Source organism: Ensifer adhaerens (assembly GCF_013283195.1).
Lineage (GTDB): Bacteria > Pseudomonadota > Alphaproteobacteria > Rhizobiales > Rhizobiaceae > Ensifer > Ensifer adhaerens_G.
Map to the genome: position 1 here is coordinate 1 of NZ_JABEKT010000010.1, position 14,783 is coordinate 14,783.

Sequence of the window (14,783 nt, forward strand, 5' to 3'; positions counted from 1 at the left end):
CGATCCTGTCCTTGATCAGGTCGTCATAGAAGCGAACCCTTTCGCCATTCTGAGTGACGACGTCGACATTGGGGAAATAGTCCTTTCCCCAACGCGAGCTCTTGGCCTCCGGTCCGCCTGGACTGAACAGAAGGATCGCAGTTATCGCCGCGACGGCGGCCAACCATCGTTTCATATGGATCTCCAAACAACGGGCAGGCCGGCGCGGAACGCGCGCCAAGTTCCTGCATCGGGACCGAATGCCTTGTGGTTGACCGAGTTTCGGTGCGGTCAACCCTTCAAGGCGTAACCACACCTGCGAGCTGCGCTGCCTGCGTCGGCTGGCTGTCCTTCCAGCCTTTGGGCGCACCTTCCGGCAGGATCTCCGGGGTGGTGAAAACGACGCCGTCCGGGGTGGGATTGGGGGTCGGGGTCACCGCGGCCTGAGGTGAGCCAGCGACACCGGTCAGCAACTGGATGCGTGCCAGCATCGCAAAGTCCTCATGCACGGTGTTGTGGCAATGGTTGACATAGGCGCCGCCGAACTCACCAAATTGCACCTGGAAGGTGACGCTGCCGCTTTCGCCCAGCCGCCAGACGTCCTTGCGCTGGAGGGTCTCGGTCGCCGGGAGCGTCGTTCCCGTGCGCGACATGGTGATGCCCTCCTCGAAGTGGAGGTGGATCGGGTGATCCCAGCCGCCGCCGCCGTTCCGATAGGTCCAATGCTCGACTTCACCGGCCTTCGGGATCAGCAGGGAAATCCTATTGGCATTCATGGAATGCGCCGTTTCGCCATTGATGCGAATGGTCCAGGGGAAATCGACGGTTTCGCCGCAATCCGGCGTACAGCCGTCAGGCCCGCGGGAATCGCCATCTCCTGATCTGCCGAACTCGACGAGCCTGGTGCGTACCGGTGCAACGATCGGTATCTGTTCGGTGAGTTTGGGCTGAACGCGGCTGACGTCCGGGTCGGTGGCACGGTGGATGACGCCGGGCACATCGACGCTTTCGACGGCACCGACCACCCGAAACTCAAGCATCGGCCCGACGAGCGGATCCCTGGTGTCGCCCTTGATCGCCTTGGCCAGGCTGAGTTCTTCCTTGGGGCCGCGCCCAGTCTCATGGCGGACCTGATTGACGACTTGTATCTTGTCGCCCACCCGGAAACCGGAAAAGTCGACGACGATATCGTAGCGCTCGGCGATCCCCTGCATTGGCAGGGAGGTCAGGGTGAGGGGCGTGACGACGAGGTTCCCATCATTGGCGATGAACTTGATCGGCACGGGATTGCCTTTGGCATCCGCCAGCGCAAGCTTCAGGAACCGCGACATGCAGGCGTTGAGGATGCGGAAGCGATATTTTCGCGGCAGGACTTCGAAGAATGGCGCATAGCCGAAATTGACCAGCGGCACGTCGCCGAGCATCCCGTCCGTATCGAAAATATCGAAGAAGAGTTGGCCCGACGCGTCGCACGCGCAATCGGAAAAGGTCAGGTTGACATCGAAGTCGATGTTGCCCCAACCGAGAAGCTTGCCGCTGGGCAGCCGCAGATTGACGCCATCCGCAAGCTCTTCGTTGCCGCGGTCAGGGCCGCTGTAATAGTTGATGGAACCAAGATTGCCCTTGTAGACGTTTTCCGCCGTGAAGAAGAAACGGTGGTCATGCGCCCACAACGTTCCCTGCAGTTCGCGGAAGTCGCCTGCGACGTTCACGAGGCCGGTGCTGTCATCCGGGCCTGACGCCCGCCGATCGGTGGCCTGGGTGTTGATCTTGTCGCGTCGGGCAAGCGTGGTGCTCCAGCGGTAATCGTAGAACGTGCCTGGGAAGTGGTGCACATTCGCCGCGCCGTCGCTTTCCGCGCCATTGTGCGCATTGTGGAAGTGAAGCTGGGTCTCGTTGCGGCCGAAGCCGTTGTTCTGTGCCCGGTTGACGGGCAGGTCATTGTAGATCCGCGTCATGATGGGTTCGCCGTAGCGACCCTTGATCAGGAACGGTGGCAGGCTGCATTCGCCGGCCCTGCCGCTACCATAGCACCAGACGCTGTCTGGCTGCTGCACCGGGAAGTGTTCGTGGAAGTATCCGCCGTTGCCGGCCTGGGTAATTTCGCCGAGCCTCATGATGTAACCCACTTTGGGGAAGAACTCGTCCCAGCGCTGATGCGCGAAGATCTCTCCCGGTGGGCGCCCTTCGATCGGGCCACGATTGGTCCTCGGATTGATGAATTGCCTGTTTGTCGGATCGGCCGAAAAGTCGGTGTGATAGGACAAGCGCTTCGCCGGCCGTTCAGCCAGATGCGCTGGAAACGCCGCATGACCCTCTGCAGTGCGCGTCATCGCAACCGGACTGAGCAGGTGCAGACGGTGCATGGGTTGTGAGAACTTCTTGACGCCGAAAAGCGGTGTGCGCGGCACCCCGGTGGGGATCGCCGCATAGGCGCTCTTCGCAAAGGGACTAAGCCCGTTTTTCATCGCGAGCATTCCGCTCGCGGTGAAGATGCCCCATCGCAACAGCTCGCGACGTGTCACCTGTTCCTGGTTGATCGCTCTTGCAATCTCGGCACGGTTTTCCCGTGCGAGCTGCGCTTCTCTTTGTCGCGCCCGCGACGCATCGTTGGAGATGTACATTTAATCCGCCCCTATAAAATGTAGTGCATGGTCCTCCGATCTGAATATGTCTGAAAATACGCCTAAAGACTTGAAGTCACAATGCTTAGATCAGGTCTTGGTTTTTGTAACTATTCTGGGTTAACTCTCGATAAGTTCTGCAATGCATAGTTCTTGTCGCTCTCAAGTGAAGGTTTCTGTTATGATTTTACAGTTTCCTTGAGCTTAGTGCTGCAATTTATTATTGCATCTCGGTTTGTAATGCGCGCTTCTTGCGAAGGCTTGATGCTTTCGTCGCCAGAGTGAGCAATCGCGCCATGCCCAACCTTCAATGAAGACCAAGCATTCAATGCCGTGAACTTCAGTTTCAGCTGACTGGCGACAACTCAGATTTCGAGTTCGAAGGCCGCTTTCCCGCCAAGGCTCATGCGACCAAGCTGTGCCAGCCTGGGTCTTTCGGCGCTCGAATGAGGGCCCTTGTGGCACCAAAGGGATCCAAACGTGGACCTTAGTCTCTGCAATCGCTAGACCTAAGACCCTCGCCTTCAGACGCACGAGCTTGCATAATCCGCGATAATTGGTCCGTGGAGGGCCACCAACTGTCTCGGCCATAGCTTCGACGGCGTGTTCCGCCGGTAACGCACTTCGTTTGGTGCGGCGGCGAAGCTTTGTCCAAGGTGAACGCAATCTTTGGGAGGGTGGCATGGTACAGTATATTCGCTCGGACCTGGAATTCATCCTGCAGCAAATCATAATTGCCGAGCGGAATGCTCGGGGCGAGAACCTTACTGACATCTTGCCAAGCGCCCAGGTGCCATTCGGCCTGCGGACCGTCGACGGCTCGTTCAACAATCTGGCCCACCCGGAATTCGGGGCTGCTGACCTGGCGTTTCCGCGCCTTACCGACCCATCGTTTCGACCCGCGGAGGCGGGCACCACCTATGCGACGCCGGGGGCGGGGGTCGTGGACTCCCAGCCACGCACGATCAGCAACCTGATCGTCGATCAGACGGACGGCAACCCGGCAGCTCAGGCCGCGGCCGCCCAGAACCCGGGGTCAAGCACCGTCATCAGCCCCGGGCTGGACGGCGTGTTCGGCACAGCCGACGACGTTCCGGTCAACTTCATCCCGAACGTCACTCCTGATGTGGGCCTGTCGGCGCCGTTCAACTCCTGGATGACCTTCTTCGGACAGTTCTTCGACCATGGTCTCGATCTGGTGACCAAGAGCCAGAGCCAGACCGAAACCGTCTTCATTCCACTGCAGCCCGATGACCCACTGTTCAGCACGGCGCCTGGCGCCCTGAACTTCATGGTCCTGCAGCGCGCTGCGGGGGGAGAGGCCGCGACCAACACGACCTCGCCCTTCGTCGACCAGAGCCAGACCTACGCCTCAAATGCCTCGCATCAGGTCTTCCTGCGTGCCTATGAACTGAATGCCAATGACGATCCGGTGGCGACCGGTGAATTGATCACCAACCGCAATCTCGGCGCTGATGGCCTGTTCGGCACCGGTGACGATGTGCCAATTGGTGGCATGGCGACCTGGGCCGTGGTCAAGGCACAGGCCCGCGACATCCTCGGCATTGATCTTACCGATGCCGACGTCGGCAACGTGCCGGTCCTGGCCGTCGATGCCTATGGCAATTTCATCAAGGGGCCCAATGGCTTCCCCCTGGTGATGATGCAGGACAACACCTTCACCGAGGGTAATCCGGCCGCGCCGATCAGTCTCGCAGGTGCTGCCCGCACCGGACATGCCTTCCTGAACGACATCGCGCACAGTGCCGATCCAACGGGCAAGACTGCCGATGCCGACAACGTCATCAACACCGGTCCGGTTGCGGCCGGCCAGTACGACGACGAGCTTCTCGACGCCCACTACATCGCTGGCGACGGCCGCGTGAACGAGAATATCGGCCTTACCGCCGTGCACGCCGTGTTCCATTCGGAGCACAATCGGCTGGTGCAAGAGACCAAGGACGTTGCGCTGGCGACGGGCGATGTCGCCTTCCTCAACCAATGGCTCGACACCCCGCTTGCAGCCAACACGACATTTCCGCTGACGCAGGCACAGATCGACGCACTCGATTGGAATGGCGAACGCCTGTTCCAGTCTGCGAAGTTCGGCACGGAGATGCAGTATCAGCATCTGGTGTTCGAAGAGTTCGCTCGCACGGTCCAGCCTCAGGTCGATGAATTCCTGGCGCCCAACGGCTACGATACGACGATCAATCCGGCTATCCTCGCCGAGTTCGCGCATACGGTTTACCGCTTCGGCCATTCGATGCTGGTCGAGACGGTCGACCGCTTTGACCCGAACTTCAATACCGTCGGAGGCGACCCGCAGCTCGGCCTCATCGCGGCCTTCCTCAATCCGCTTGCCTATGCCGCAAGCGGGCTTACGCCAGAACAGGCGACCGGCGCGATCGTGCGCGGCGTCACCCGCCAGGTTGGCAACGAAATCGACGAGTTCGTCACCGAAGCACTGCGCAACAACCTGCTCGGACTGCCGCTCGACCTGCCGGCGCTGAATATCGCCCGCGGCCGTGACACCGGCATTCCCTCGCTCAACAACGCGCGGACCGAATTCTTCGCGATGACCGGCGACAGCCAGCTCAAGCCCTATACCAGTTGGGCCGATTTCGCCGGTCATCTCAAGCACGCGGAATCGCTTATCAATTTCATCGCGGCCTATGGCACACATGAGTCGATCACGAGCGCGACGACGCTGGCCGACAAGCGTGCGGCCGCGACCTTGCTGGTGCTGGATGGCGTTAATGCGCCCGCAGACCGTCTCGACTTCCTGAACGCGACCGGCGAGTTTGCCGGCGGCTCGCTTGGCGGGCTCAACGACGTCGATTTCTGGATCGGCGGCCTTGCGGAAGAGAAGATGCCGTTTGGCGGCATGCTCGGCTCGACCTTCAATTTCGTCTTCGAGACCCAGCTTGAATCGCTGCAGAACGGCGACCGCTTCTACTACCTGTCGCGCACGGCCGGCATGAATTTCGCCGCCGAACTCGAGAACAACTCCTTCGCCAAGCTCGTGATGCTCAACAGCGACGCGACGCATCTGCCGAACGCGATCTTCACGACGCCGACCTTCACGCTCGAAGTCGACCCGACCCGGCAACATACAGGGCTTGGTGCCGATGGCCGCGCCGACCCGACGGGCGGCATCATGATCAACGGCGTCGAAATCCTTCCGCTCGTCATCCGTGACAATCCGGCGACGGCGGGCGCGGACACCAACTACCTCAAGTACACCGGCGAGGACCATGTCGTTCTCGGTGGCACGGCGGGCAACGACATCATCATCTCCGGCGACGGCGACGACACCCTCTACGGCGACGCCGGCAACGACCGACTGGAAGGCGGCTACGGCAACGACACGATCCTGGGCGGTGACGGAGACGACATCATCGAGGATCTCGGCGGCGACGACCGCCTCGAGGGCGGCGCCGGCAACGACGTCATCCACGCCGGCAACATGATGGTGGGCGGCGCCGGGAACCTCATTCTCGGCGGTGACGGCAAGGACTTTATCGTCACCATGGAGGACATCTCGACCACCTTCGGTGGACGTGGTGACGACTTCATCTACAGCGCCAAGACCAGCCTGCCGCCGACCGGCAACGAAGGCGACGACTGGATCGAGAAGGGCACCCAGGACGGCGCCCCTGGCGATAACTTCGCGCCCCTTTTGGCCGACAACGTCATCGGCAACGACATCTTCATCGGTGGCGGCGGCTTCGACGAGTTCATCGGCGAGGGCGGCGACGACATCTTCGTCGGCAGCGATGCCCAGGACAAGATGGACGGCATGTCCGGCTTCGACTGGGTCACCTACAGAAACGACAGGCAGGGCGTCACGGTCGACCTGACGCTGGCCGCGCTGGCCCAGCCGCATGGCGAGACGCCTGCGGCCAATACCGGCGTCGTCCAGCCCGTGGCTGCTTCCCCGGCATCGATCCTCGACCGCTTTGCCGAGGTCGAGGGCCTTTCCGGCTCGCGCTTTGCCGACATCCTTCGCGGCGACAACGTAGACGCGGTCACGATCCTCAACCATGGCGGCGCCACGGGGGGCGCATTGACCAATGTCGCCCTGATCAACGGGCTGGGTGCACTCCTGGCCCAGGCGGGCCTCTCGACCGCCGGCTTTGCCACCGGCAACATCATGCTCGGCGGCGCCGGCAGTGACCTGCTCGAGGGTCGTGGCGGCGACGATCTGATCGACGGCGACCGTTGGCTGAACGTGCGCATCAGCGTGCGTGCCAACGTCGATGGAACCGGCGCGGAAATCGCCACCTTCGACAGCATGGTGGCGCCGCAACTGCTGCAGAACATGCTGAACGGGGTCTGGAATCCCGGCCAGCTCGTGGCCGTTCGCGAGCTCAGAGACGATGACAACGCCTTCGATACGGCGATCTTCTCCGGCAACATTGCCGACTACACGGTCACGACGGTCAATGGCATCACCACCGTCACCGACAATGTCGGCACGGACGGCACCGACACCCTCGTCAATGTCGAGCGGCTGCAATTTGCCAATCAGAGCCTGACGCTTCCCAACGGCGTGGGCCTCAATGTCAACCCGACCGGCCAGCTCGCCATTCTCGACGCGACAACGAGCGCGGCCGACAATACGCCGACCTCAGGGCAGCTGCTGCGTGTCTCGATTGCGGGGGTAACCGACGCTAACACCGGTCCCGGTGCGGTCAACGGCATTATACCCGGCTCGATCTCCTATCACTGGCAGTTCGAGGCGGACCCAGGCTCAGGCATCTTCGAAGATATCATCCTGCTCCCGCTCGGGGATCTCGCTTTCCAAAGCGCCGATGGCACCACCTTCCGGGTGACCCCCGATCTCGTTGGAACGGCTCTGCGCGTGAAGGCGATCTTTACCGATGGCCATGGCGTCACCGAGACAGTGTTCTCGGCTCCGACTGTGGCGGTCGCCGCGGGAGCCCCGGTTCCCCCGCCAGTCGCGCCCATCCCGGTCGTCGATGCAACGGCGGGCGGCGAGGGCATCATGCTGGTGCGCTCGGATCTCAACTTCATCCTCGACCAGATCAAGATCGCCGAGGCGAATGCCGATGGTACGCCGCTGACCTCTCTGCTGCCAAACGCGCGTGTGCCGCTGGGCCTGCGTACCGTCGATGGTTCCGGCAACAACCTGCTCAATAACGCCCAGAGCGAGACCTTCGGCGCGGCCGACAACGTCTTCCCGCGTGTCACGACACCGGTGTTCAAGCCCGCAGAAGGGGGCACCACCTACCAGCAGACGAGCGGACTGGTGATCGACTCGCAGCCGCGCACGATCAGCAACCTGATCGTCGACCAGACCATGAACAACCCTGCCGCCATCGCAGCGGCGCTGCGCAATGCCGGATCGGAGAATATTGCGGCGGATTCCGCAGCGGTCACGGTCGCCTTCCAGGCGCTTACCCAGGCGAAAGCCGGCGGTGATCCGGCGGCGATTGCGGCGGCGCAAACCAATTTCAACACGGTTGCCGAGGGGCTCGGCCTGACGGTCGTCACCAGCCCAGGTCTCGACGGTCAGTTCGGCACGGGCGACGACAAGCAGGTCTTCGAAATCCCGAACATCGCGCCGGATGCAGGCCTGTCCGCGCCGTTCAACGCCTGGATGACCTTCTTCGGCCAGTTCTTCGACCACGGTCTCGATCTCGTGACCAAGGGCGGCTCCGGCACGGTGTTCATCCCGCTCCAGCAGGATGACCCGCTCTTTGTTCCCGGTAGCCCGACTAACTTCATGATCCTGACCCGGGCGACCAACCAGCCAGGTCCAGACGGGGTTGTCGGGACAGCCGACGACATTCACGAGCATACCAACACGACCACGCCTTTCGTCGACCAGAACCAGACCTATTCCTCGCATCCCTCGCACCAGGTCTTCCTGCGTGGCTATCAGCTCAACGCCGCCGGTGATCCGGTTGCGACGGGCCGGCTGATCACCAATCGGGACCTCGGCGCCGACGGGACGTTCGGAACCGCTGACGACACCGAAATCGGTGGAATGGCGACCTGGAAAGTGGTGAAGGCCCAGGCGCGCGACATTCTTGGCATCAACCTCACCGACGCCGATTTCGACAACGTCCCGCTGCTGGCCACCGACGCCTACGGCAATTTCATCAAGGGGCCGAATGGCTTCCCGCAGGTTGTGATGCGGGTCAACAATGGGCCGGATGGCATTGCCGGCAACGCTGACGACGTCACCACGCTTGTCGAAGGCAATCCGGCAGCTCCGATCAGCCTCGCGAACGCGGTGCGCACCGGCCATGCCTTCCTCAACGACATCGCGCACAATGCCGTACCGGTGTTCAACGCCGGTGTGCTTGCGCCCGATGGCGATACGGAGACCGGAAATGCCGTTCCCGTCGGACCGGGAGGCAACAATCTGGCCTATGACAACGAGCTTCTCGACGCGCACTACATCGCCGGCGACGGCCGCGTGAACGAGAATATCGGCCTCACCGCGGTCCACGCGATCTTCCATTCCGAGCATAACCGGCTGGTCGAGCAGGCCAAGAACACGGTGCTGAGCTCGGGCGATCTCGCCTTCCTCAAGGAATGGCTGATTGAAGACACCGGACCGGCCACATTCCCGACGACACCCGAAGAGATTGCGGCTCTGCAATGGAATGGCGAGCGCCTGTTCCAGACCGCGAAATTCGGTACCGAGATGCAATATCAGCATCTGGTCTTCGAGGAGTTCGCCCGGACCATCCAGCCCAATGTCGATCTCTTCTTCGCACCGACACAGGTCTATGACGTCGACCTCGATGCCTCGATCGTCGCGGAGTTCGCGCACACCGTCTATCGCTTCGGCCATTCGATGCTGACCGAAACGGTCGACCGCTTCACGGCCGACTTCGGTGTCGTCGCGTCCGACCCCGGCAATCCCGATCAACAGTTGGGGCTGATCGCTGCCTTCCTGAACCCGCTTGCCTTTGCTGCCAGCGGCGCCGATCCGGAAGAGGCAGTCAGCGCGATCGTGCGCGGCGTGACCCGCCAGGCCGGCAACGAGATCGACGAGTTCGTCACCGAGGCGTTGCGCAACAACCTGCTCGGCCTGCCGCTCGACCTTCCCGCGATCAACCTCGCGCGCGGTCGTGACACCGGCATTCCATCGCTGAACGAGGTCCGTCGGCAGATCTACACGTCGACCGGCGAAGTCCTGCTCAAGCCCTACACCAGTTGGGCGGACCTGGTTCAGAGCCTGAAACACCCGGATTCGCTGATCAACTTCATTGCCGCTTACGGCACGCATTCCACGATCACGGGCGCCACGACACTGGCGGCCAAGCGTGCTGCGGCCATGGCGCTGGTCCTTGGCGGAGACGGTGCACCGGCCGACCGCCTCGACTTCCTGAACGGTACGGGAGACTGGGTGAGCGGCGCCAACGGCGTGACCATCACTGGCGTCGATGCCATCGATCTGTGGATCGGCGGTCTCGCCGAGGAGAAGATGCCGTTTGGCGGCATGCTGGGCTCCACCTTCAACTTCATTTTCGAGAATCAGCTCGAAAAGCTGCAGGATGGTGACCGCTTCTACTATCTCGAGCGCACCGCAGGTCTCAGCTTCAATGCTGAACTCGAGAGCAATTCCTTCGCCAAGCTGATCATGGCGAACTCGAATGCGACGCATCTGCCCGGTGTCGTCTTCACGACCCCCGGCTTCACGCTCGAAGTAAACCAGGCGGCGCAGCACACCGGGCTTGGCGTCAACGGCAACGACGACCCGACCAACGGCGATCCGCTGCTGCCGCTCGTCATCCGCGACAACCCGGATACTGCCGGACCTGACAGCAACTATCTCCGCTACACCGGTGACGAGCATGTCGTTCTCGGCGGTACTGCCGGCAATGACATCCTGATCTCGAGCGAAGGCGACGATACCGTCTGGGGTGATGCCGGCAACGACCGCATCGACGGCGGCTATGGCAACGACCAGCTGCGTGGCGGCACCGGCGACGACATCATCACCGACACGGGTGGCGACGACAACATCCAGGGTGGCGACGGCAACGACGTCCTCCATGGCGGCAACGGCATCAACCTGATCATCGGCGGCTTCGGCAGCGATTTCATCGTCACCGGCGAAGACGCATCGGAGGCCATTGGCGGCCAGGGCAACGACTTCATCCTGGGCAGCAAGGCCAACGAACAGGATATGGGCAACGAGGGCGACGACTGGATCGAGAAGGGCACCTCCGACGGCGCCCCTGGAGACAATTTCGATCCGCTCGGCAATGACCCGATCATCGGCAACGACGTCTTCATCGGCGACGGCGAGAACGACAAGTTCAACGGCGAAGGCGGCGACGACATCATGGCCGGCAAGACCGGCTTCGGCGATCGCTACATCGGCGGCTCCGGCTACGATTGGGCGATGTACAAATACAACAACGCCGGCGTCTACATCGACATCTCCGATCGCTTCTTCGATCAACCGCCGGTTCCGGGTGGGTCGACCTCGCTCAGCCGCTTCGATTTCGTCGAAGGCCTTTCCGGCTCGCGCTTCGGCGATGTCCTCAATGGCGACGATTCCGATGCCACGACGCTTGGCACCGCAGGCGCCACGGGCAGTGTGCTGACCAATATCGACCTGATCGCCGGTTTGCGGGCGCTGCTTCCTGCCGGCGCGACCTTCTTCGATGGTGGCAACATCATCCTCGGGGGGGCCGGCAGCGATATCATCCAGGGCCGCGGCGGCAACGACATCATTGATGGCGATCGCTGGCTGAACGTGCGCATCAGCGTGCGGGCAAACATTGACGGCACGGGCGATGAAATCGCTTCGTTCGATAGCATGGAACCGATGGTCCCGTTCATGCTGAACGGCACCTACAATCCGGGCCAGCTCCGGATCGTGCGCGAGATCCTGACATCGGCGACCGCCGATTTCGACACGGCCAAGTTCTCTGGCCCGCGCGCGAACTACACCGTCACGACCAACGCTGACGGCTCCTTGACGGTCAGGGACAATGTCGGGACGGATGGGACGGACACGCTCCGCAACATCGAGCGGCTGGAATTCGGCGATCAGGCCGTCGTGCTCGGCGCCGGGAACAACCAGCCCCTGGGCAGGCCTGTTCTCGTTGACAACACGCCCGCCAACGGCATCCAGATCGGCGATGTGCTGACAGTAAGCATGGCCGGCCTGACCGATGCGGACAATCCGGGCGGAGTCGTCCCGGCATTCCCGGTCTCCTATTTCTGGCAGGTCGATGACGGCACCGGTTTCGCAGACATCGAAACCTTCGGAGCCGGCGAAGTGGAGCGCGCGCATGGCCCGAGCTTCACGATCACCGACGCGGAGAACGGACTGCCGATCAGGCTGCGCATGGTTTATCAGGATGCCCACGGCGTGCTTGAGGAGGTGTTCTCGCTTCCGACGGCAACCGTCGGCACCAACATTCCACCGGTGCCGCCAACCACCATCGTTGGCACCCGTGCCGCCGATGTTCTTGTGGGCACGGCGGGAGCCGATACGATCACGGGCGACCGTGGCGACGACACCATCACCGGCCTTGGCGGCAGTGACACGATCGACGCAGGCCGCGGGGCCGACACTGTCGATGGTGGCGATGGCGACGACACCATTCTCGGCGATCGCGACAACGACATCCTCAATGGCGGGGCCGGCAACGACACGATCGACGGCGGCCGTGGCGACGACATTCTCAATGGCGGTGCGGGCAACGACACGATCCTTGGCGATCGCGGCGATGATCTGATCATCGTCGGCTCCACCGAAGGGCGTGACATCATCGATGGCGGCCGCGACACCGACACCGTTCGGATCGTGGGCAACGCGAACGCCGAGGCCTTCCGGGTCTATGCCCGGGCCGATGCAATCGCGGCCGGCATCACGGTCGCGGCAGCCACCGAGATCGTGATCACGCGCGGTGCCGCGGTTGTCGCGGAACTTGCCAATATCGAGGAGATCCAGATCACCGGTGGCGGTGGTATCGATTCCTTCCAGGTCATCGGCAATTTCGCGGCGACCACATTGTTCACCAACACCATCACGATCGATGGTTCGACGGGTAACGATACGGTCGATATCTCGACACTGACCTCGGCGCACCGCATCGTCTTCAAGTCGATGGGTGGCCATGACACCATCATCGGTACGCTGCGGCCACAGGATGTCATCGAGTTGGCGCCCGGTTCGACGCTTGCCAATTACACGCGCTCGAATCTCGCCAACGGCACGACGATCCTGTCGAACGGTAACCATACGATCACGTTCCCGACTCTGCCTAACGGGGCCTCGCCAACGTTTGTGCAGTCCGGCAACGGGGGCGGCGGAAGTGGCGGTAACGACGGAGGTGCCGACGGTGGTGGAGGTGGCGGTAACGACGGCGATGGTATCACCGGTGCGTTTGCGCTGACTGATCGCGACGTTTCGGGGCTGTTGAACCTGGTCAGAGGCCAGGAGATTCCTGGCAACGACGACTCCGTTCCGGGGGTGCGTGACCTGTCCGGCCACGGCAACAATGCCGCCCATCCCGCGTTCGGTGCGGCTGACGAACCTTTCATCCGCATCACCGATGCGCATTACGGCGCCTACGACCCGACGACCGGCAACAACAACGTCAATCCGATCTTCTCGGGGCTCGACCCGCGCAACATCAGCAACATCCTCGGCAGTCAGGAACTCGACCTGCCGAAGAACGATAAGGACGCCAACATCTTCTTCATGGCGTTCGGCCAGTACTTCGACCACGGGCTCGACTTCCTCGGCAAGGGTGGCAACGGCACGATCCGCATCGGCGCACCGGGCAACGGCGCACCGGGATCGGGCAACCCGGCCGATCTGACCCGCGGGACGGTGAACTCGATCGTCGACGGCGTACCGCAGCACCTGAACAAGACCTCGCCCTTCGCTGACCAGAACCAGGCCTATGGTTCCAACGAGCTGGTCGGCCAGTTCCTGCGGGAAGGCAACGGTTCGGGCGGTCTCGGCTCGCATCTGCTTCAGGGCGCGACGGATCCGTCGAACAGCAACTTCAATCTGCTGCCGACGCTGCGTGAACTGATCCTGCACCACTGGCAGAACAACACGCTCTTCCACTCGGCCTCGTTGCCGGGCGGGCAGGTGGCATTCAGGACCTACTTTGCCGGGCTGGTCGACAACGGTGTCATCAACGAAGCGATGCTTCCGGCCATGACGTCCAACTTCATGGGCAGCACCCATGCGCTGCTTCTCGACACCAACCCCTTCATCAAGTTGCTCGATCACTATGTGGTCGGCGACGGGCGCGGCAACGAGAACTTCGCGCTGACCTCGATGCACACCATCTGGGCCCGCAACCATAACTTCCATGTGGAAGGTCTGGAGGCGGCCGGCTTCCAGGGAACGGCGGAAGAGCTGTTCCAGGCGGCCAAGATGATCAACGAGGCCGAATACCAGCGGGTGGTCTTCAACGAGTTCGCCGACATGCTGCTCGGCGGCATGCGTGGTGACGGCACCCACGGCTTCGACGAATACAACCCGGATGCATCGGCCAGCATCTCGCATGAGTTCGCAGCGGCGGTCTATCGCGTCGGACATTCGTTGATCGGCCAGACCATGACCGTCATCGGCACCGACGGGCAGCCCAAGCAGGTGGCTCTGTTCGATGCCTTCCTGAACCCGAGCAATGAGGCCGGCGTGTTCACCGGTCCCTTGCCTCCGGGATATGTGCCGCAACCGGGCTACGAACAGCTCGGCGTCAACTCCATTCTCGGCGGGATCATCACCCAGCAGGCCGAAGAGGTGGACTTCAACATCGTCGACGCTGTTCGTAACGACCTCGTTCGCATCAATGCCGATCTGTTCGCCTTCAATGTGGCGCGCGGATGGGATGTCGGGCTCGGAACGCTCAACCAGGTCCGCATGGATCTGGCGGCCTCCCAGGATCCTTACGTCTCGGAAGCACGCGGCTTTGCCGGCGACATGTCTGCCTACACGTCCTGGGAGGATTTCCAGGCCCGCAACGGCCTCAGCCAGGTGGTGATCGACCAGTTCCGCCAGGCCTATCCGGATCTCGTGCTGCAGCCCGGCGATATCGCCGCGTTCCAGTCGATCAACCCGGGTATCCAGGTGGCGATGCAGGCCAATGGCACCGGCATCGTCAAGGGCATCGACCGCGTCGATCTCTGGGTCGGCGGCCTTGCCGAAAAGCATGT

The 14,783-nt window shown here is 62.3% G+C and carries 2 protein-coding genes; one reads left to right on the forward strand and one right to left on the reverse strand.

The genetic code is table 11. The features are described from left to right. Nucleotides 1-278: 278 nt before the first annotated feature. On the reverse strand, nt 279-2,603 hold the full coding sequence (locus LPJGGPFB_RS32760) for a multicopper oxidase family protein (protein WP_173424092.1): 2,325 nt from the start codon (nt 2,601-2,603) through the stop codon (nt 279-281). A 682-nt stretch (nt 2,604-3,285) separates the two neighbouring features. On the opposite strand from LPJGGPFB_RS32760, the gene LPJGGPFB_RS32765 reads away from it, so the two are divergent. Continuing rightward, nucleotides 3,286-14,783: peroxidase family protein (locus LPJGGPFB_RS32765; protein WP_173424093.1), on the forward strand; the 11,498-nt coding region annotated here is incomplete at its 3' end.

What these genes read in the sequence shown, in the direction of transcription:
- LPJGGPFB_RS32760 (WP_173424092.1), bottom strand. Translation starts at nt 2,603, where the DNA reads ATGTACATCTCCAACGATGCGTCGCGGGCGCGACAAAGAGAAGCGCAG.